Here is a 21,130-nt window from a genome sequence, read left to right as displayed (position 1 = left end):
GTGAGGTGTCCGGGATATCAGGCCGCGCTCAGGCGGTCTTGGCCGCGGGCTCGGCCGGGATGGGCGCCGCCGGCTGCGGTTCCGGCTCCGGCTCGTCGGGCAGGAAGCGGCCGATGAGCACCTGGTAGAGGCCCGCGCCGACCACGGCCCCGATCAGCGGGCCGATGATGGGCACCCAGAAGTAGAGATCGCCGTACTGGTCCTTCCAGGCGTCCTCGTAGCCGGTGATGAACGAGGCCAGCCGCGGCCCGAAGTCACGCGCCGGGTTGATCGCGTAGCCCGCGTCGGTGCCCCACGCCATGCCGATCGCGACCACGACGAGACCGATGATGAACGGGGTGAGGTTGGCCAGCGGCGGGGAGTTGCGCAGGTCGGTGAGGGCGAGGATGAGGAAGAGCAGGATGGCGGTGCCGATGATCTGGTCGCGCAGGGCGCCCCAGGTGTGCACGGGCAGCGTGCCGTTGCCGGGCAGCGTCGAGAAGACGCCCTGGGTCTTGATCGTGTGGTCGGGGTCGACCTTCGCCAGCACCTCGCTGTAGTTCCAGCGCACGAGGAGGGCGGCGACGAACGCGCCCGCCGTCTGGGCCAGTGTGAACGGCAGCACCTTGCGCCACGAGAAGCCCTTGAAGACCGCCAGCGCGAACGTGACGGCGGGATTGAGATGCGCGCCGCTGAGCCGTCCCGCCACGTACACGCCGAGCGTGACGCCCAGGCCCCACGCCCACGCGATGCTGTCGTGATCACCGATCCCGCCCGCCGCGACCTGCGCCACGACACCGACTCCGAACAAGATCAGGATCATCGTCCCGGCGAACTCGGCGGCCAGTTCCGCCGCGGGGCCCGGGATCTTGGGTCGCTCCGCCATGCTTCCTCCTCGACGTGACGGCCCCCGGCGCGCCGCGCCGGGATGCTCGCTCCGTGAGGCCGGGGTGACCTGCCTCACGTCGCAATCGGACGCTAGGTCGCCCCCGGGGCCCGGTCAAGGAACGAGTGTCGGCATTGTCGAACGAGGATCATCCTCGTCTCAGCAGAGGAGATTCTCCAAGTGACCCACGCCACAGATCGGCAAACATTGCCCGTTTATGTCCCGATCTTTCCGCATGGATGACGACATTGTCGAATAGACGTTGACGTGGTTAGGTGGGCGGCGTGCCGGGACCTGTGCAGTCGATCGAGCGGGCGGCAGCCATCCTGCGGCTGCTCGCCCGGGGCTCCGGTCGCCACAGCCTGGGCGAGGTCGCGGCCTCGCTGGGGCTGGCCCGGGGAACGGCGCACGGCATCCTGCGCACCCTGCAGGGGGTCGGTTTCGTCGAGCAGGACGAGGCCACCGGCAAGTACCAGCTGGGCGCGGCCCTGCTGCACCTGGGCACGAGCTACCTGGACGTCAACGAGCTGCGGTCCCGCGCGATCAACTGGGCGGACGCGCTGGCGGCGCGCAGTGGCGAGGCGGTCCGGATCGGCACGCTGCTCGACGGCCAGGTCCTGGTGGTGCACCACGTGTTCCGCCCGGACGACACCTTGCAGGCGCTCGACGTCGGCACGCTCGTGCCGCTGCACGCGACGGCGCTCGGCAAGGTCCTGCTCGCCTACGACACGACCATCACGGCGGAGCTCCTGGCGAAGCCGGAACTGACCGCCTACAGCCGCCACACGATCACCTCGCCGCCCGTCCTGATCCGTACCCTGAAGGAGATCCGGGACGGCGGCTGGGCGGCCGAGGCCGAGGAGTTCACCGTCGGCGAGGCGGGCGTGGCCGCGCCGATCCGCGGCCACGGCGGCCTGGTGGTCGGCGCCATCGGCATCTCGGGGGCGGTGGAGCGGATCTGTGACGTCCGCGGCCGGCCCCAACCCAAACTGGTGACCTTCGTGCGCGACGCCGCGCGGGCGGTCTCCCGAGACCTCGGAGCCTCCCGCTGGTGAGGCCCGCCTACCCTATGTGGAGGTAGGGATCCATGACAGAGCGTTACGTGATGGCCATCGACCAGGGCACCACGTCGACCCGGTGCATCCTCTTCGATCACAGTGGCCGGCTCGTGTCGGTCACCCAACGCGAGCACAAGCAGCACTTCCCGAAGCCCGGCTGGGTCGAGCACGACGCCATGGAGATCTGGCGCAACGTCGAGCGCATCGCGCCCGAGGCCATCGCGCAGGCCGGCGCGACCCCTGATCAGGTCGCGGCGATCGGCATCGCCAACCAGCGCGAGACGACCCTGCTCTGGGACCGGCACACCGGCGAGCCGATCGGCCGCGCGATCGTCTGGCAGGACACCCGCACCGACGCCCTGGTCGAGGAGATGGCGAACGAGCCGTTCGCCGAGGAGATCCACCGGCGCTGCGGCATCCCCGTGGCGACCTACTTCTCGGCGCCGCGCATCCGCTGGCTGCTGGACAACGTGCCGGACGTGCGCGACCGCGCCGAGCGCGGCGACGTGCTGTTCGGCACGATGGAGAGCTGGCTGATCTGGAACCTCACCGGCGGCCCGGACGGCGGACGCCATCTCACCGACGTCACCAACGCCAGCCGCACGCTGCTGATGGATCTCGCCACCCTCGCCTGGGACGACGAGCTGCTGGCCTACTTCGGCGTCCCGCGCGCGATGCTGCCCGAGATCGCGCCCTCCACGGCCGTCTACGGGACGGCCAGCCGCGTCGTCCCCGGCGTGCGGATCGCGGCGGCGCTCGGCGACCAGCAGGCCGCCCTGTTCGGGCAGACGAGCTTCGCCCCCGGCGAGGCCAAGTGCACCTACGGGACGGGCAGCTTCCTGTTGCTCAACACCGGCACCGAACCGGTCCGCTCGACGCACGGCCTGCTCACCACGGTCGGTTACAAGATCGGTGACGAGCCCGCCGTGTACGCGCTGGAGGGCTCCATCGCGATCACCGGTGCCCTCGTCCAGTGGTTCCGCGACGGGCTCGGCCTCATCGCGACGGCCCCCGAGATCGAGACCCTGGCGCGCACCGTCGACGACAACGGCGGCTGCTACATCGTCCCGGCGTTCTCCGGGCTCTTCGCGCCGCACTGGCGGAGCGAGGCCCGCGGCATCATCGTCGGGCTGACCTCGTACATCACCAAGGGCCACCTGGCCCGCGCCGTGCTGGAGGCGACCGGCTGGCAGACCCGCGAGGTCGTGGACGCCATGAACGCCGACTCGGGCATCGCGCTCAAGTCGCTCAAGGTCGACGGCGGGATGACCGCCGACAACCTGCTCATGCAGTTCATCGCCGACGTCCTCGACGTGCCGGTCGTGCGCCCGATGGCCGCCGAGACGGTCTCGCTCGGCGCCGCGTACGCCGCGGGCCTGGCCGTCGGCTACTGGCCCGATCTAGAAGGGCTGCGCCGCAACTGGCATCGGGCCAGCCAGTGGCTGCCCGGCATGGACCCCGAGTACCGGGAGACCGAGTACGACAACTGGCGCCGGGCCGTCGAGCGCACCTTCGACTGGATCAGGCCCGCCAAGCACTAGCGCGGCTGCGGCCGGTGCCGGGATCGTGGCACCGGCCGCAGCGACGCGGGGCTAGGCGACCTTCTCGGCGCCTGCCCGCATGTTCATCGCGGTCTGGTCGTCGGGCTGTTCCTCGGCGCGGCGGGCCGACTCCACCTGCTGGACGTAGGCCGCGGCCTCGGTGGCGATCCGCTCAGCGTCCCAACCGAGCACGCCGCCGATCAGGGACGCCGTCACCTCCGCGGACGCCGTGCCCCGGTCGCGGGACTCGATCGAGACGCGGGTCCGGCGGGCGAGCACGTCCTCGACGTTGCCCGCGCCCTCGTGCGTGGCGGCGTAGACGACCTCCGCCCGCAGGTAGGCGTCGCCGCTGGGCAGCGGCTCGGCGAGCGAGGGGTCGGCGGCGACGAGCGCCAGCACCTCGTCGACGAGCGTGCCGTAGCGCTTCAGGAGCTGCGCGATCCGCTGGACCGGGAGGCCGGACTGCTTGGCGAGGGCCTCGCGGCGGTTCCACATCGCCTTGTACCCGTCGGCGCCGACCAGCGGCACGTCCTCGGTCACCGACTCCGGCACGCTCTCGTCGGCGAGACCGCGCACGGCCTCGTCGACCGCGTCCTTGGCCATCACGCGGTAGGTCGTGTACTTGCCTCCCGCGACGACGACGAGGCCGGGCACGGGCGTTCCGACCAGGTGCTCGCGGGACAGCTTGGCCGTCTGGTCGGAGGCGCCGGACAGCAGCGGCCGGAGCCCCGCGAACACGCCCTCGATGTCGTCCTTGGTGAGGGGATCGGAGAGCACCCGGTTGGCGTGCTCCAGCAGGTAGTCGATGTCGGCGGCGGTCGCGGTGGGGTTCTCCTTGTCGAGGTCCCAGTCCGTGTCGGTGGTTCCGACGATCCAGTGCCGCGCCCACGGGATGATGAACAGGACGCTCTTCTCCGTGCGCAGGATCAGCCCGCTGGTCGAGTCGATGCGGTCGCGCGGCACCAGCAGGTGCACGCCCTTGGACGCGCGCACGTGCACACTGGCGGCCTCGGCCAGGGCTTGCGTCTCGTCGGTCCAGACGCCGGTGGCGCTGATGACCTGCTTGGCCCGGACCTCGATCTCCTCGCCGGTCTCCTGGTCGGCCACGACCGCGCCGACGACGCGTTCGCCGTCGCGCAGGTAGCGCACGACGCGGGCGCGGTTGGCGACCAGCGCGCCATAGGACGCGGCGGTGCGCACCAGCGACATCGTGTGCCGGGCGTCGTCGACCTGCGCGTCGAAGTACTGGACGGCGCCGACGAGGGAGTCGGGGTCGAGGCCGGGCGCGACCTTGAGCGCGCCCTTCTTGGAGAGGTGCCGGTGGTGCGGCATGCCCCGGGAGACGCGTCCGGAGGCGCTCATCGTGTCGTACAGCAGGATGCCGGCGCCGACGTAGGGGCGTTCCCAGAGGCGGTGGCTGAGCGGGTAAAGGAAGGGCACCGGCCGCACGAGATGCGGGGCGAGCCGCTGGACCATCAGGCCGCGCTCGCGGAGCGCCTCGTGCACCAGCGCGAAGTCGAGCATCTCCAGGTATCGCAGGCCACCGTGGATGAGCTTGCTGGCCCGGCTCGAGGTGCCCGAGGCCCAGTCGCGGGCCTCGACAAGGCCGACGCTCAGCCCCCGGGTCGCGGCGTCGACCGCCGATCCGGCGCCGACCACCCCGCCTCCGACGATCAGGACGTCGAGCTCCTCGCCCGATCCCATCTCACATAGCGCGCGCGTCCGCAGGGCGGGCGACAGTTCCACCGGCTTCACCGTTCAGCTCCTCAAGCTCGGGGACGAACGTATTGAATTGAGTATGACAATGTCGAACAATGTACACGCTACGCTATGGGGATGCCAGGGAGAATCCAATCCGTCGAACGGGCCGCGATGATCTTGCGGCTGCTCGCGTCCGGTCCCCGGCAGCTCGGCGTGGTGGAGCTGGCCGACGCCATGCAACTGCCCAAGGCCACCGTCCACGGCATCCTGCAGACCCTGCAGCACGTCGGCTTCGTCGAGCAGGACCGCTCCGGCGGCAAGTACCGGCTCGGCGCCACCCTGCTGCACCTGGGCAACAGCTACCTCGACATCAACGAACTGCGCACCCGCGCGATCAACTGGGCCGACTCGCTGGCCTCACGGGCGCGCGAGAGCGTCCGGATCGGGTCGCTCCACGAGGGCCAGGTCCTGATCGTCCACCACGTCTTCCGGCCTGACGACAGCCTGCAGACCCTCGACGTGGGAGAGCTCCTCCCCATCCACGCGACCGCGCTCGGCAAGGTGCTCCTCGCGTTCGACCTGCAGTCGGACGCGTTGCTGGCCGACGTCGACACCAAGAGCTACACGCGCAACACCATCGCCTCGAAGGACGACCTGGTCGCCGATCTGGACGAGGTCAGGGCCCGGGGCTGGGCCGCCGACATCGAGGAACTCGTCCAGGGCGAGGTCTCCATCGCGGCGCCGATCCGGGACGACCGCACGCTCGTGGTCGGCGCCATCGGCATCTCCGGGGCGATCGAACGCCTCTGTGACGCCGACGGCCGGCCCCATGTCGAGCTGGTGGCCGCCGTCCGGGACGCGGCCCGCGCGGTGTCCCGCGACCTGGGCGCCCGCCGCTGGTAAAGCGGCGTTCGACATTGTCGAACGCGGTAGGAGAGTCAGCCGCTTCCGGGCCCGAACGTGGGCCGCTCGCCCACCCGGCTCTGCCCGGTCTCCAGCCAGCTCACCGCGCTCTCGACGTCCGTCCGCACGAACATCTCCTGCGCCAGCCCGGTCATCTCGAAGACGTTCGCGACCCGGCCGTGCAGGCCCGTGACCACCAGCGACATCCCGCGCATGCGGGTCTCCCGGATGGCACGCGCGAAGACGCGCAACCCGGCGGAATCACAGAAGCCGACGGCGGCCATGTCGACGATCACCGCTGTCCGGGTGAGCTCCAGCGCCTCGGTCAGCCGTTCGCCCAGCCGCTCATGCGTGCCGAAGTCGATCGAACCCTCGACCGTCATCACGGAATAGACCGAGAGCCGGTCGACCCGCACCGACATGCCGTCGGACGGCTCCACGTCTGTCACAGCCCGACCCTGCCACAGGTCGAGATCGGCTGGCTAGTCGCCCCCGCTCTCACCGCCTATGAGGGACATCACCATGTGGCGCTTTGTCAGAAATCCTCAGCCGGCGACGCCGGGATGTGCGGACGTGCGTCTATCCCGCCGGGTCGCGGCAGGCCACAGTTCAGGGCGTCGAGATCAGTCCCGCCCCCTGGAGCGTCCGATGCGTGCTGCCCCCTCGTTCCGCCCGCGCACGTTCGCCGGAGTCGTGCTGGCCGCCCTGCTCGCCACGACCGCCGTCGCGCCGCCCGCCCGCGCCGACGACCCGCCCCCCGGCTCCGTCCCGCCCGACCAAGACCCCTTCTACGCCGCCCCCGCGAACATCGGCACCTACCGTGCCGGCCAGATCGTGGCCAGCCGGAAGATCACGCCGAAGGTCGGCGACCTGGACACCAAGGCCGACGTCTGGCAGATCTCCTACCGCAGCAACGACTCGCGCCTCGCGCCCCAGCTGGTGGTCACGAGCCTGGTCGTGCCGAAGAAACCATGGACGGGCCCCGGAGCGCGCCCGGTCGTGTCGGTGCAGGCGGCGGAGGACTCCACCGGCACGCAGTGCGCGCCGTCCTACGGCCTGTCCTCGGGCAGCGTGATCGCCGCATGGTCCGCCGTCTGGTCGACCCAGTTGCTCGACCAGGGCTGGGCGGTCGCCCTGCCGGACCACGAGGGACCGAAATCAGTGTTCATGGCAGGCCCGCAGGCCGGCCACGCCGTACTGGACGGGATCCGCGCCGTGAAGAACTTCACCGGCGCCCCCGGCATCGGCAGGCACAACCCCTGGACGCTCAACGGATACTCCGGCGGCGCCCAAGCCACCGGCTGGGCCGCCCAGATGCAGCCGTCCTACGCACCGGACGTCCCCCTCAAGGGCGCCGCCATGGGCGGGACACCGGCAGACCCGGAGGCCGTCGCCCGCTACCTCGACGGCGGCCTGTTCTCCGGCTTCGAAGCCGCCGCCGCGGCCAGCCTCGCCGCCGAGTTCCCCGAGATGAACATCGACGCGCTCCTGAACGACGCGGGCCGCCAGGCGATCGCCCAGGCCCGCGGCAAGTGCCTGACCGACATCCTGAGCGCCTTCGCCTTCAAGAAGCTGTCGGACTACAGCACCGTCCCCGACCCGCTGGCGGCCCCCACCGTCAAGCCCGTCCTCGAACTCAACACGATGGGCGCCACCGCCCCCACCACCCCGATCTTCAACTACCACGCCAACACCGACGAGATCGTCCCCGTCGGCCAGGCCGACCAGCTCGTCAAGGACTGGTGCGCGAAGGGCGCCAAGGTGCAGACCACCCGCTCCTGGGTAGGCGAGCACGCCCTGGAGATGGTGTTCAAGAACGGCGAGGTCATGACCTTCCTGACCGACCGCTACGCGGGCAAGCCCGCCAAGAACACCTGCTGAGGCGCTTTCACCGCTCGAGACCGGCTCCGCGCATGGCCCGCACGGTGAAGAAGCCCCAGAACAGGATCGACACGGCTCCGAAGACGCCGAAGAGGACGAACATGCGCACGAACGGCACGTCGTCGGCCTCGGCGGCCTTGGAGACGTAGAGGACGTGTGAGAAGAAGATCGAGGTGAAGCCGAGAACCGCCACCCAGACGGCGGGACGCCATCGGGACAGATCGTGGCCGTCGAGGAAGTTCAACGGGATCAAGGCGAAGAGGACCGTCTCGATCCCCATGACCACGACACTGGCCAGGGCGCAGTCACCGAACACCGTCCACGGGTGGCGGCTCCCGCCGTCCACGGCGTGATCCAGGGGCATCCGCGCCACCCACGCCACCCCCACGGCGACCAGCATGGCCACCGACCCCCACAACACCGTACGGCCGTTGATCGCCTTGAGTCGCTCGCGCTCCGCCGCGCTCTCCTGGCCGTTCTCCTCCATGCCCGCGGGAGGACGCAGCCGCTCGGACGTCATGAACAACCCGTACAGGTAGACCGGGCGGAGATGCGCCACGCGCGAGGTCAGAGCGCACAGCCCCGCGATGACGAACGCGGTCGGCACAAGGCGCAACGGAACCGGCTCGTTGGTGGCGCCGCGCCGGTAGAACGTGCCGACGCCTCCGTAGAGCGCGGTCGTCGCCACCACGGCGAGGAACACGGCGATGGTGGAGAGCACCGTGTCGGAGCTCAGATTCGGATCCGTTCCGGCGAACGCCACCAAGGCCGTGGCGATCGCCGCGTACACCACGAACTGCAGGGGCAGCGGGCCGAGATTCCGCTCCCCCCTGCGGTCGTCCATCCGCAACATCCTGCGGATGTCGGCGCGGTTCTTTTCGTAGGTCTTGTTGATGAGCTCAGCCGGAAAACCGATCGCCACCATGATCGTGACGGTCAGCAACAGCGAGGTCGCCACTTTCCGCAGATCGAACGAGAGCTCGTCCGGCGAGGGAACCAGCTTGGGCAACTCCGGCCTGTCCCACCAGCCGGCCGCCTTCTCGCCGCTGTCCTCGCTCTTCTCCACCTTGAACTGCGCCCCGGCGTCGGCGAGCGGCTTTCCCGCCATGTCAGCGCACGTGAGCCGCACGGTCCGCTGCCCGGCCTTGGTGTCGGCGGGCAGGAGCGCGATGCTGGTGACGGAGGCCGTGCCCTTCCCGCCAGGCCCAGGCTCGGGAGCGTCGATGGCCTTGAGCAGCCGAAGCGGATCGTCCCCCAACCTCGGAATGAACTCAGGGCAGTTCTCCGGGTATCGCTGACCCCGAAGAGTCACCATCGTCCCCGGCAGAGCCGAAGCAGGCGACGCGGTCACCGTCTCCTGTTCCGGCAGCGTCGGCGTCGGGGTTGGCGTCGGTGACGTTGGGTCGGTGGGCGTTACCGGCGGCCACGAGGAGGTGCTCGGCGGGGAAGCGGACGGCGAAGTAGGGCTGCCAGCGCCGCCTTCGGAGCTTTGGCGAGGAGCCGGTGACGTGGGAGCCGAGGAGGCGGGAGTCGGCAAGGTGGGAGTCAGACTCTTTGGCTTTTCCTTCTTCGGCGGCTCCAGCACGATGAACGGCGCGGTGGCAGTGGAATCCGGGTTGTCCGCGCATTGTGCGCCGACGGTGTGGGTGCTGAACGCGGAGTTCCTGGGCACAGCGAAGGTCATGCCGAAGCCGCCTTCCGCAGCCGCATCCGCCGTGGGCGCCGCTTCGGGGATCTGACCATCCCAGAGGATCTCGACGGGGCCAGCCAGACTCGATCCCGGTGTGCAGTCGAACCCGCTGCCGGTCACGGTCACGACATCGCCCCCGAATCCAGCCCCGGGCTCAAGGGTGATCACGGCCTTCAGCGTTGGCGGGACGACTGTGAAACCGACGGTCGCCGTGCTCTTGGGGTCCAGGACACATCGTGCGGTGACCTCATGGGGCCCACGCTCGGCTTGCGGGGGCACGGTGGTGAACCCGGTGAACGACCTGTGGTCACCGGTCGTGTGGTAGCTGGGAGACGTACCTCCGTCCCAGTGCACTTCGACGGTGCCGGGACGTCCCGCTGAGGGTCCGCATTCGAATCCCGCGCCCGCGACGGACACAGGACGCCCAGCGGCGGCCTTCTCCGGGGTGACCCACAGCACGGGCTTCGGTATCTCGGCATCCACCGAGAACGGCTGCGACCAAGTCTTCTTGCCGCACGTGCCGGTCACCTGAAGAGACCGGCCGGACGACGCCTTGGCAGGCACCTTCAACGCGACGAAGAATCCCCTGGTCGCATCGGGCCTGACCTCGACGGGCCTTTCGTCATCGCCATCCCATCGCAGACTCGCAACATCGCACGTCGCCTCCGACCCATGAGCGATGACCTCCTGGGTGGCCTGGCCGTGGTCGGGGGTGAGCGTGAAGGTGAACTTGCCTGGCGGTTCCTGGACGAGCACGTCAGCGGTGGCGAGCTGGGAAGGGTCTTCCGTGCATTTGGCGGAGATGGCATGCTTCCGGGCGTCGCTGCCGGCGGGGATTTGGAACGGCTGCTCGAACTGCGGGGTCTTCGGAGAGACAGCGGAATGCACAGAAGTGGGTTCGCCATCCCAGAGGATGTCGATCGGCCCCTCTCGCCCGTCGCCCTCGCCGTTACAGTCGAAGTCGAATCCTGAGACCGTGATCCAGTCCAGCGGCAACCCCTCCGAAATGGAGAGCGCCACGCGAGGCGGGGAAGGCATCACGGTGAACTCTGCATCCGCAAATGTGTCTGAATTACACGCGGCCTCCAATCTGTAGATGCCGGGTTCGGCGTCGTTGATAGTCACCTTGTAGTTGTTGTCAATGGGATCAAGGTGGCTCTTGAGGTCTATCTTGTTCTTCTTGTATGGACGCCTCAGGTGAAAGGTGACGGGCACCTCTCTATCGCAGGGGGAGGCCATCTGATCAATGGCAATCTCTTCCCCATTGGACCCTCGATCTGGACGGGGGTTAAGCGGCGGTTGTTGCGCGGCACCTGCGGATTGTGTGACGTTCAGCAGGCAGGCGCAGGTCAGGACGAGCAGCAGGAGCCCTCTTCTCGTGCTCGATCCAACACCTGTACCGCGTCGTACCTTCAACACCACTACTCCTTGGCGGTGAGCGCAACAATGCACAATCCCCAACAACCAGTGGAACTCCTAGGGGCGGTGCTCTGCAACGGATTAACGCCAGGATGGCCGCTAGGGGCCTGCCAAGTCGTGATCAATAACTCGAAACATGTGCCGTATCCAGGCATGATATTCAGCGACCCTCGCCATTGGCGGTGTGCACTATGACAATGTCGCTCAGCCGGATGTATCAAGGCCTATGGTGATCGCCTCTGTATCCATCTACCGGCCGCGAAGAAGCGTGGGCGTGCCTGTAGGCCCGGTGCGGGGCCGGGCTGCAGGCTGGAGATTTGTGGGATCAGGCCGCGTGGTGGTCGTCGCGCCACGGGTTGTCGGCCTGATCGAACGATCTTCGTCTGGATCGGCTGGCCTTCTCGCCGGGCGGCAGGGCCTGGTAGACGTAGCGTCCGTCCTCACCCTGGCTGATCTGCATCTGCTCCGGGTTGGCGTGCTTCCAGCGGTTGTGCCAGCCGCAGCACAGCGCCAGCTTGTCGATGTCGGTGGGACTGTTGCCCAGCGCCCACCCATCGACATGGTCGATCTCGCACAGCAAGCCGGGCACTTCACAGCCACGCACCGCGCAGGTGTCGTACTGGGTTTCCAGCACTTGGCGTTGGTACTTGCTGGCGATCCGGGCGGTGTAGCCCAGGTACAGCGGCACGCCCTTGGAGCCCAGGATCAATGCTGAGATCCCGGCGTTGAGCGCCATCCGCCGGATCTGCGCCGCCGGGATCGGCGTGCCATCGCGCAAACGCCCCGGTGTGTCGCTGCCGGTCAACGTTTCGAGGTGGGCGATGACGGTGATGCGGGTGTCTTGGTGACCCTTGGACAGCACCGTGGTGAGGGCGGCGGCGGTGCGCTCGGCCAGATCGCGCCGGTCGTCGGAGCCAGCCGGTTTGGCCAGCGGCGCCATGGTGCCGTCCAGGATGGCGGCGTCTTCGGCGTTGAACCAGCCCTTGACGTAGCAGCCGCCGTCCAGTGATCGGCTCCGTACCAGCCAGGAGCGCTCATAGCCGTGCCGGACGTCTTCGGGCGGGGCCTCGGTGTCATTGGCCTGGTTCACCAGATCATGGATCTTGTTACCGGCCTTGGCGACCTTGTCTGCCGACACACCCTCATCGGCGGCCTGCAACAGAATGCCTTCACCTGCGACACAGTCTTCGTCGTTGAGGCGTTGCACGGCCACGGCGATTGTCGCGGCATACCCATACGACAGCGCGCCAGCGGCCAGCCGCGTGCGCACCTGCTGCAGGCGAGGCAGTTGGCGGGCCAGGGTGATGCGTTCCTTGGCGCGGCCTTCGCGCATGCCCATGTGGCACCGCAGCCATGCTTGGGCGGAGGCCAGCCCCGACGCTTTCATCTCCCCGGTGCGGTCGACCACGGCGATCAGCCCGGCCAGTGCGTGCTCGTGCTGGTCGATGACCGTGGCCAGCTTCTCGGCCAATTCCATGCAGGCCGCCCCGGATTCGGGGGCGGGACGCTGGGCGAGTGTGGTGGCGATCGCGGCAGCCGCTTCCACCAATTGCGCGGTGGAAGCGGAATCCAAGTCCGGACCCGCCACGATCGAATTCATGCCATCATTGTATCGCTGATCACAGATAGTGACAAGTCGATTACATGATCAATAAATTCGGATGTGACCGTCCTTTTTCCGGGGCTGATGCCAGTGTCCATCCAACGGTTGCGGCGTGGCCGTGGACGGGTGAGTCAGAGATTAAGTCGGCTTATCTGGGCCGCCAGTTGAGCGGTGCCGAAATGACCGTGTGCGCGCATCTTCAGCTTCTCGGGGGTTGCGGTCACGTTGGTTGCGGTTGCGCGAGTCCAACCAGGCACGAAGGGCGAGGGTGGGCTGCCACCTGGGGTCACGCCGGAACCCGCGCTCCGCGCGGCCAAGGTGCGAACCTCAGCGAACAGGCCACCCCCGCACGTCCAAGCAAACCCCGGCCCGCCCCCTCCTTTCTTGTCGATGCCGCTTTTAGATCTACAGCCGCACCTCACCCGTCAGCCGGGCGGAATGGTGCTTCAGAGGGGTGACCGATGCCGAAAACCGCGAAGCGGCAAGCAGTAACCAGTAAATGCACGGATCCGCAGGCAGCCGCAAACCTCAAGCCCCATGCTCTTCGTTCGTCGCTGCCAAGTTCGAACCGAAGGTGCACTAATCCGCAGCCGGGTGGCCGCGCCAGCCAAAGGGGCGACTCTCGCCGCCAATGCTCACCCAACCTTTGCTCACCCAACCTCGCCGTAACTCGGCCAATGGCTTCTTGCCGCTGGGGTCATGTCAGTCACCCCTTCCAACACCAGCGATGCTGACCTTTCTGCGTGATGGCAGGGTGGCAGGGTGATCTCTGGTGGGGGTGTCTGGAGGATGGGTGGAGGCTCAAGTGCGGAGGCTCAGATGAGGTCGCGGTCGCTGGGACTGAACCATGAGGCGCGGCCCAACGTACATCACAGCGTTACTCATGCGCCTCGGTTGTTTCGGCCGAGCCGGACCCCGTGGAGTACGCCCTGACCAGCCAACTCAAGACCACAGATACAGCTGACCTCGACCCCGCAGACAAGGACGCCACCGACCGCGAACCGACCGAGAAAGACGCTGCCGAGCCCAAACCGAACGCTTCCAAGCCGAACGCCTCCAAGCCGAGCGATCCCGAGACTGCCGCAATCGACAAAGCGAATGGTCGCGATGGCGAGAGTGATGGCGGTGGCGAGGACGATGGCGATGGCACGGCGCCAGGGGAGCGGGGACGGCTGCGGACTGCCGTCAGTTGGACGATCACGGCGCTGGCCGGCCTGTTCGTCTTCTTCATCCTGCTCATGCCAACCACGATCGGCGGCCTAGACCTGGGCTCGTTCGTGCGGATTCCGGGAGAGGCGGTCTTCGTCGCCGGGCTGGCGATCATTTTGCGGGATCGTCCGCGCCAAATAGTGGCCGCGCTGGTCGGCGTGGCGCTGGGCCTGCTGGTCATCCTCAAGATCCTGGACATGGGATTTCACGAGACCCTGGCCCGCCCGTTCGACCCGGTGATGGACTGGACGTTCGTCGGCGCGGGGGTGGAGTTCATCACCAGCACGTTCGGCGACGTGGGCGGGATCGGGGTGATCGTCCTGGTCGTGGTGCTGATCGTCGCCGTGCCGGTCGTCACCACGCTGTCGGTGTTGCGGCTGATGCGGTTGATGGTCCGGCACCACACAGCGGCGACCGCCGGAGTCGGCGTGGCCGCGACGGCCTGGATCGCCTGTGCGGCGGTCGGTGCGCAGCTCGTGCCCGGCGTGCCGGTCGCCGGGATGGGGACGGTCAAACTCGCGGCCAAGCGCATCCCGAAGATCCGCGCCAGCCTCAACGACGACAGGGCCTTCGCTGCGGCCTCGCGCGTCGACGCCTTCCGCGACACCCCGGGCGATCAGCTACTCACGGGCCTGCGCGGCAAGGATTTCATGCTCACGTTCATCGAGAGCTACGGCCGGACCGCGACCGAGACACCTGAGGTCCGTGCGCTGGCGGCCGCCGGTAACCAGCGGCTCAAGAAGGCCGGCTTCCAGTCCCGTACCGCCTTTCTCACGTCGTCCACCGCTGGCGGAGGCAGCTGGCTCGCCCACTCCACGCTGCTCTCCGGCCTGTGGGTCAACAACCAGCAGCGCTACAAACAGCTGGTGGCCACCGACAGGCTGACCCTCAACCGTGCGTTCCAGCGCGCGGGCTGGCGCAGCGTCGCAGTCGTGCCGGGCGTGGTCAGGAAATGGCCGGAGGCGAAGTTCTTCGGCTACGACAAGGTGTACACGTCCAAGGACCTCGGATACGCCGGGCCGCGCTTCGGCTGGTCCACCATGCCCGACCAGTACACCTTGGAGCAGTTCGAGAAGCTGGAGCACAGCACGCCCGGCCGCGGCCCGTTGATGGTCGAGATGCCCCTGCTCTCCAGCCACGCGCCCTGGGCGCCCATCCCGAAGATGGTCGGATGGAACGAGCTCGGGAACGGCACGGTCTACAACACCATTGAAGCGGAGGGTAAGAGCCAGGGGGACGTTTGGAAGGACCCCAAGAACGTTCGCACCGAATACAGGCGTTCCATCGAGTACTCGTTCGAAGCCCTCATCTCCTACGTGGAGAAGTACGGCGACGACAAGCTGGTGCTGGTCTTCCTCGGCGACCACCAGCCCGCTCCCATCGCGACGGGCAACTCCCCGAACCGCGATGTGCCGATCACCGTCGTCGCCCGCGACAAGAAGGTGCTGGACCGCTTCTCCGCGATGAACTGGCAGGAAGGCCTTCTCCCGAACGCCCAGGCGCCGGTCTCGCCGATGAGCTCGTTCAGGGACCGGTTCCTCACCGCGTTCGCGAAATAGATCCGCGTCGACCCGCAGAAAACGTCCAGGCCGGCCCACACGAAACGCGGGCCGGCCTGAACGTCACTGACTGGACGGCGTCACTGACTGGACGACGTCATTGACGAGACGACGTCGGTGACTAGGCGAGGTCGAACCGGTCGAGGTTCATCACCTTGTCCCATGCCGCGACGAAGTCGGTCACGAACTTCTGCTTCGCGTCATCGCTCGCGTAGACCTCCGCGAGCGCCCGCAGCTCGGAGTTCGAGCCGAAGACGAGGTCGGCGCGGGTGGCGTTCCACTTGACCTGGCCGGTGGCGTCGCGGCCCTCGAAGGCGGTCGCGTCCTCCGACGTCGCCTGCCAGGTGGTGTCCAGGTCGAGCAGGTTGACGAAGAAGTCGTTCGTCAGGGACCCGGGCGTCGTGGTGAGGACGCCGTGCGGCGACTGCTGGTAGTTCGCGCCGAGAACGCGGAGGCCGCCGACGAGGACGGTCATCTCGGGGGCGCTCAGGGTCAGCAGGTTCGCCTTGTCGATCAGCAGGTACTCGGCCGGGAGCCGGTTGCCCTTGCCGAGGTAGTTGCGGAACCCGTCGGCGGTCGGCTCGAGGGCGGCGAACGACTCGGTGTCGGTCTGCTCCTGCGAGGCGTCCACGCGGCCCGGCGTGAAGGGGACCGTGACGTCGAAACCGGCGTCTTTGGCGGCCTTCTCGACGCCCGCCGCGCCCGCGAGCACGATCAGGTCGGCGAGCGAGACCCGCTTGCCGCCGGTCTGGGCGGCGTTGAAGGACTCCTGGACGCCACCGAGGGTGCGCAGCACGGTCGCCAGCTCGTCGGGCTGGTTGACCTCCCACCCGGCCTGCGGCTGGAGGCGGATGCGAGCGCCGTTGGCGCCGCCCCGCTTGTCGCTGCCGCGGAAGGACGAGGCCGACGCCCACGCGGTGGACACCAGCTGGGACACCGACAGACCCGACGCGAGGACCTGTGCCTTGAGGGCGGCGACGTCGTCGGCGTCGATGAGCTCGTGCGTCACGGCCGGCAGGGGGTCCTGCCAGAGCAGCGTCTCGGCGGGGACCTCCGGACCGAGGTAGCGCACGACCGGGCCCATGTCGCGGTGGGTCAGCTTGAACCACGCGCGGGCGAAGGCGTCGGTCAGCTCCTCGGGGTGGTCGAGCCAGCGCCGCGTGATCTGCTCGTAGACCGGGTCGACGCGGAGCGCGAGGTCGGTCGTCAGCATCGTCGGGGCGTGGGTCTTGGACGCGTCGTGGGCGTCGGGGACGGTACCGGCCCCGGCGCCGTCCTTCGGCCGCCACTGGTTGGCGCCGGCGGGGCTCTGGAACAGCTCCCACTCGTAGCCGTAAAGGATCTCCAGGAAGCTGTTGTCCCAGGCGGTCGGGGTGTTGGTCCAGATGCCCTCAAGACCGCTGGTGATGGCGTCGCCGCCCTTGCCGGTGCCGTGCGTGCTCTTCCAGCCGAAGCCCTGCTGCTCCATCGGGGCGGCCTCGGGGTCGGGGCCGACGCTCTCGGACGGGCCGGCGCCGTGGGTCTTGCCGAACGTGTGGCCGCCGACGATCAGGGCCGCCGTCTCCTCGTCGTTCATCGCCATCCGGCGGAACGTCTCGCGGATGTCGCGCGCCGCGGCGATCGGGTCCGGGGTGCCGTTGGGGCCCTCGGGGTTGACGTAGATGAGGCCCATCTGCACCGCGCCCAGCGGGTTCTCGAGCTCGCGGTCGCCGGTGTAGCGCTCGTCGCCGAGCCAGGTGGTCTCGGGGCCCCAGTAGACGTCCTCGTCGGGCTCCCACACGTCCTCACGGCCGCCGGCGAAGCCGAACGTCTCGAAGCCCATCGTCTCCAGGGCGACGTTGCCGGTGAGGATCATGAGGTCGGCCCACGACAGGTTCTGGCCGTACTTCTTCTTGACCGGCCACAGCAGGCGGCGGGCCTTGTCGAGGTTGCCGTTGTCCGGCCAGCTGTTCAGCGGGGCGAAGCGCTGCTGACCGGCGCCCGCGCCGCCGCGGCCGTCGCTGATGCGGTAGGTGCCCGCGCTGTGCCACGCCATGCGGATCATGAACGGGCCGTAGTGCCCGAAGTCGGCCGGCCACCAGTCCTTCGACTCGGTCAGCAGCTCGGCGATGTCCCGCTTCACGGCCGCGAGGTCGAGGCTCTGGAACGCCTCGGCGTAGTCGAACTCCTCGCCGAGCGGGTTCGACACGGCGGGGTTCTTCGCAAGGATCTTCAGGTTGAGCCGGTCCGGCCACCACTGGCGGTTGCCGCCGCCCTGGGTCGGGTGCGGGGCTCGTCCGTGCGCGACCGGGCAGCCGCCCTCGCCGTCCGGCTTCGCGTCGGTGACGATGGCGTCGTGGTTCTCAGTCATGGGGAATCCTTCCGGACCAAGTGGATCATGGCGCTCAGGAACTGCGGGGGGTGGAGCAACCGGGGCACAGGCCCCAGTAGACGACCTCGGCCTCGTCGATCACGAAGCCCTGGTCGTCGGCGGCGGTCAAGCAGGGCACCTCGCCGGCCGCGCAGTCGACGTCGGCGACGACACCGCACGACCGGCAGACGACGTGGTGGTGGTTGTCCCCGACCCGTGACTCGTAGCGGGCCACGGAGCCCGAGGGCTGGATGCGGCGCACCAGGGCGGCGGCCGTGAGGGTGTGCAGCGAGTCGTACACGGCCTGGTGGGACACCTCGGGGAGATCCGCGCGCACGGCACGGATGATCGAATCCGTGTCGGCGTGCGGATGCGCGTACACCGCGCCCAGCACGGCCACCCGCGGACGGGTCACGCGCAGCTCCGCTCCGCGCAGGAGCCGCTGGAAGTCCGAGGTCGTGGCCATGCCCCACAGGTTGGCCCATTTTCTTGAATGAGTCAAGACAAGCGTGGAAAATCTTCCGCCGACCGCGTTTGCGGCCTTCCATGGCGGGTAACCCGCAATGTTCACGTCCCTCGTCACCCCCGCCCTCGCCGTCCGGATCGCCGCGTACGAGGGGCCGGCCGGCCCCCGGACGACGCCGGGGAGGCCATCAACGTTCTGTCACGCTCGCTGTACACCAAGTGTCGGTATCGCCCGCTTGCTCCCGTTTTTTCAGGCTACGAGCGCAGTTGGACGGAGAGAAGAGCAGACCGGTCCCGCGGACGGCCGCCCCTCCCCAGCGAGCCCCCATCCCCGGTGAAAAACGGCGTAGCCGCTGGTAGAGGGCATAGCAGCGCCCCTGACCGGCACTGGACTCACCGGCGCTGAACCGTCTTCCCCACCCAAACGTTCCGCTCCTCTCGGTGCCGCCTCCCGCACCCGAACGCACCAAGGGTTGACGCATCGCCGGACTTACGGATCGCAGGGCGGTTCGTGCTGCCGGTCGGGGAGGTACTGCTGCCATTCGGCACGTGTGATCTGCGTTCCCGCGGTGGCGCATATGCCGTCGATGACCTGGCCGACGTCGGTGTTCCAGAGCTGGACCTCCCTGCCCACGCCGCCGGTCACGAGAATCGATCGCGCTCGCGTGAAGCCGTTGGTGTAGAGGGCGTCGTTCGCCGTGCTCCAGGTGGCGGTCAGGACGGAGGAGCGCGGTCGTCCGAGATTCCACAGCCAGATGGCTCCGTCGCCCGCCGCCGCGGCGAGGCCCAATCTCTGGACCTGCTGGCCCGGATCCACCGCTACCACGGTCGTTACGGCGAGGCGTTCGACTACGCGCGCCGGTCACTCGCGCTGTGCGAGGAGATCGGCGACCGGCACGGGGAGGGCGACTGCCTCAACACCATCGCCCGGATCTTCCGGCGCGCCGGTGACATGCCCACCGCACTGGACCACGCGTACCGCGCGCTCGCCATCCGCCGTGAGATCAACGACAGGCGCGGCGAGGCCGACACCCTCGACATCATCGCGCGCGTTCACCACGACGCGGGGTCGCCGGCCAAGACGCTGGAACGCGCATGCGAGGCCCACCGCATCCAGGACGACATCGGGGACGCCTGGGGCCGCAGCGAGAGCCTGCTGCTGCTCGGCGACCTCTACCAGGCGCTCGCCAGACCGGCCGACGCCCAGGGTCACTTCCAGCGGGCGGCCGGACATCCCGACCGCGGCCCTGGTGAGTCCCTTCCTCACCCAGATGTCGACGACGCTCCGCAGACACAACAGGCAGGCCGCCGACCCCGTCCGGATCCAGCTTCGTGCCGCGCTGCACATCGGACCCGTCTACCCCGATCCCCATGGGGTCTCGGGCCATGCCGTGAACCACACCGCGCGCCTCCTGGAAGCCCCGGCCCTCAAGGAGGCGTTGGCGACGTCCGGTGCCGACCTGGGCTTCATCACCTCGCCCTTCGTCTACGAGTTCGTGGCCGCCCATTCCGACGGCGATATCCCCGCCTCCGCCTACCGCCGGTTGGACGTCACGGTGAAGGAGACATCGATCTCGGCCTGGATCTGGCTTCCGTTCACATCGCCCGCTTCCGAGATCGCCCCGGCCGCACCCGCGAATACGTCCGCGAACGTGTCGGCGAATGTGCCCGCGCCGCCGTTGGCGGAGGGCGTGACGTTCAGCGGCGAGGTTCGCGTCGGCGGCGATCTGGTCCTCGGGAACAAGACCGAATATCGCGCGACCGCGTACTGACCCGCCCGCGATCGCGGCGGTTACAGTGGATCTTCTTGACCGGTAGCGGTCTGGGGCGCTGACGGTCCTCTGCGGCTCACATACTTTCCGGATGAACGCCGGCGGAGCCGCCGCCGTCAGATGCAGGTGCGGCAGGAGGCATGGATGCGCAGGAAGGCCGGGAAGCCGCGCGCGGCCGCTCTGCTGGGCGTGGTGATCGCGCTGGTCGCGGCCCTGGCCCCCGCGTCCGGCGGCATCCCCGACCGCGCCGTCCCGGCCGGGGCCGCGACGGCGACCGTGAAGATCCATCACTACAACCTGTGCCAGGGCAACTTCTTCTGCGCCTCGCCGCGCGGCGCGAAGTACCGGCAGGGAGCGCTGGACCACCTGCGCGCGTCCGCCGCCGCGGACAGGCCCTGGTTCATCTCGGTCAACGAGATCTGCCGAACCGACTTCGAGAGGCTGCGTCTCGATCTGAAGACCGAGGGCGTGTACCAGGAGGCCGATGGCAGGCACCCCCTCTGCGGGTCGGGCGGGGGATCGTACGGCATCGCGATGTTCGCGCCCGGCGGCGTGATCGAGAAGGTCAAGCCCATCGCGTTGCCCAACCCCGGCCTGAACTGCGCTCTGCAGGAGTGCCGCTGGGCGCTGTGCCTGCGGGTGACGACGTACGCCGGTCCCATGACGGCCTGCACGGCGCATCTGGAGACCGACGGGGAGGTGGCGCCGAAGCAGGCGAGCGTCTACTACAAGGAGGCCCGCGCGTTCGACGGCGAGGGCGGGCCCGGTCGCAGAATGGTCCTCGCCGGCGACTTCAACATCACCCCCGATCAGCTCCCGCCGGAATTCCGTGACATGGTCGATCTGGTGCAGACGGGGACGGACGCCGACGGCGAAGTCATCGGCACCTTTCCGAGCTGGACGCGCAACGGCGGCGGCGCCAAGGCCACCAAGCACATCGACTACATCCTGGTCGAACGGGGCGTGGGGATCCCGCGCTCGTTCTACCCCTACTGCAGCGACCCCGAGCACCCCGATGAGCCCCTCATCGGCAGCGACCACTGCTTTACTAAGGGCTACTGGGAGCTCTGAGCCCGGCGCCGCCGACGTCTCGGCGAAATGGCAGATGAGGGGT

Annotated in this window: 15 protein-coding genes and 1 pseudogene; 8 read left to right on the top strand and 8 right to left on the bottom strand. The window is 68.7% G+C overall.

The window, feature by feature from the left end; genetic code table 11:
• Positions 1-28: 28 nt before the first annotated feature.
• Positions 29-865, bottom strand: a complete 837-nt coding sequence (locus tag ACGFNU_RS16145; protein ID WP_392594170.1) for an MIP/aquaporin family protein — start codon at positions 863-865, stop codon at positions 29-31.
• A 284-nt stretch (positions 866-1,149) separates the two neighbouring features.
• Between ACGFNU_RS16145 and ACGFNU_RS16140 the strand changes: the two genes are divergently transcribed.
• Both ACGFNU_RS16140 and glpK read left to right on the top strand, forming a co-directional pair.
• Complete coding sequence (locus ACGFNU_RS16140; protein ID WP_392594168.1) at positions 1,150-1,920, top strand: IclR family transcriptional regulator; 771 nt, start codon at positions 1,150-1,152, stop codon at positions 1,918-1,920.
• Positions 1,921-1,952: 32 nt separating this feature from the next.
• Positions 1,953-3,464 (top strand): glycerol kinase GlpK, encoded by a 1,512-nt coding sequence (glpK, locus tag ACGFNU_RS16135; protein ID WP_392594166.1) that lies wholly within the window; start codon positions 1,953-1,955, stop codon positions 3,462-3,464.
• Positions 3,465-3,515: 51 nt separating this feature from the next.
• Here the strand turns inward: glpK and ACGFNU_RS16130 are convergent, their stop codons facing one another.
• Positions 3,516-5,168, bottom strand: a complete 1,653-nt coding sequence (locus ACGFNU_RS16130) for a glycerol-3-phosphate dehydrogenase/oxidase (RefSeq protein ID WP_392594914.1) — start codon at positions 5,166-5,168, stop codon at positions 3,516-3,518.
• A gap of 132 nt (positions 5,169-5,300) precedes the next feature.
• Between ACGFNU_RS16130 and ACGFNU_RS16125 the strand changes: the two genes are divergently transcribed.
• Complete coding sequence (locus ACGFNU_RS16125; protein ID WP_392594164.1) at positions 5,301-6,068, top strand: IclR family transcriptional regulator; 768 nt, start codon at positions 5,301-5,303, stop codon at positions 6,066-6,068.
• A gap of 35 nt (positions 6,069-6,103) precedes the next feature.
• Here the strand turns inward: ACGFNU_RS16125 and ACGFNU_RS16120 are convergent, their stop codons facing one another.
• Entirely contained in the window at positions 6,104-6,517 is a 414-nt protein-coding gene (locus ACGFNU_RS16120; RefSeq protein WP_392594162.1) for an STAS domain-containing protein, read from the bottom strand.
• 199 nt (positions 6,518-6,716) lie between these two features.
• Between ACGFNU_RS16120 and ACGFNU_RS16115 the strand changes: the two genes are divergently transcribed.
• Positions 6,717-7,949 (top strand): lipase family protein, encoded by a 1,233-nt coding sequence (locus ACGFNU_RS16115; RefSeq protein ID WP_392594160.1) that lies wholly within the window; start codon positions 6,717-6,719, stop codon positions 7,947-7,949.
• A 7-nt stretch (positions 7,950-7,956) separates the two neighbouring features.
• Here the strand turns inward: ACGFNU_RS16115 and ACGFNU_RS16110 are convergent, their stop codons facing one another.
• Entirely contained in the window at positions 7,957-11,058 is a 3,102-nt protein-coding gene (locus tag ACGFNU_RS16110) for an FGLLP motif-containing membrane protein (RefSeq protein ID WP_392594158.1), read from the bottom strand.
• Positions 11,059-11,383: 325 nt separating this feature from the next.
• Positions 11,384-12,658 (bottom strand): DUF222 domain-containing protein, encoded by a 1,275-nt coding sequence (locus ACGFNU_RS16105; protein WP_392594156.1) that lies wholly within the window; start codon positions 12,656-12,658, stop codon positions 11,384-11,386.
• A gap of 1,241 nt (positions 12,659-13,899) precedes the next feature.
• Between ACGFNU_RS16105 and ACGFNU_RS16100 the strand changes: the two genes are divergently transcribed.
• Positions 13,900-15,429, top strand: coding sequence for a sulfatase (locus ACGFNU_RS16100; protein WP_392594154.1), 1,530 nt, complete (start codon positions 13,900-13,902; stop codon positions 15,427-15,429).
• Between the two features lie 121 nt (positions 15,430-15,550).
• Here ACGFNU_RS16100 and katG read toward each other — a convergent pair whose 3' ends face one another.
• From katG to ACGFNU_RS16085, 3 genes are all read right to left on the bottom strand, one after another.
• A complete protein-coding gene (gene katG, locus ACGFNU_RS16095) occupies positions 15,551-17,779 on the bottom strand; it encodes a catalase/peroxidase HPI (RefSeq protein WP_392594152.1) in 2,229 nt (742 codons plus the stop codon).
• A gap of 34 nt (positions 17,780-17,813) precedes the next feature.
• Complete coding sequence (locus tag ACGFNU_RS16090; RefSeq protein WP_392594151.1) at positions 17,814-18,245, bottom strand: Fur family transcriptional regulator; 432 nt, start codon at positions 18,243-18,245, stop codon at positions 17,814-17,816.
• Positions 18,246-18,734: 489 nt separating this feature from the next.
• Positions 18,735-19,061: a hypothetical protein gene (locus ACGFNU_RS16085; RefSeq protein ID WP_392594934.1), complete on the bottom strand. Its 327-nt coding sequence runs from the start codon at positions 19,059-19,061 to the stop codon at positions 18,735-18,737.
• On the opposite strand from ACGFNU_RS16085, the pseudogene ACGFNU_RS16080 reads away from it, so the two are divergent.
• The 3 genes and pseudogenes from ACGFNU_RS16080 to ACGFNU_RS16070 form a co-directional block, all read left to right on the top strand.
• A pseudogene (locus tag ACGFNU_RS16080) lies at positions 18,987-19,301 on the top strand (tetratricopeptide repeat protein); the annotation flags it as partial. The gene ACGFNU_RS16085 and the pseudogene ACGFNU_RS16080 sit on opposite strands and share 75 nt — an antisense overlap.
• A 214-nt stretch (positions 19,302-19,515) precedes the next feature.
• Positions 19,516-20,016 carry a hypothetical protein gene (locus tag ACGFNU_RS16075; protein WP_392594932.1) on the top strand — a complete coding sequence of 167 codons (501 nt, stop codon included), beginning with the start codon at positions 19,516-19,518 and terminating at the stop codon, positions 20,014-20,016.
• Between the two features lie 144 nt (positions 20,017-20,160).
• Positions 20,161-21,087 carry an endonuclease/exonuclease/phosphatase family protein gene (locus ACGFNU_RS16070; RefSeq protein ID WP_392594149.1) on the top strand — a complete coding sequence of 309 codons (927 nt, stop codon included), beginning with the start codon at positions 20,161-20,163 and terminating at the stop codon, positions 21,085-21,087.
• The last annotated feature ends 43 nt before the right edge of the window (positions 21,088-21,130 follow it).

Origin of the sequence: Spirillospora sp. NPDC048911, from assembly GCF_043198015.1 — a bacterium.
Taxonomy (GTDB): domain Bacteria; phylum Actinomycetota; class Actinomycetes; order Streptosporangiales; family Streptosporangiaceae; genus Spirillospora.
This window is presented reverse-complemented; position numbering and strand designations above follow the sequence as displayed.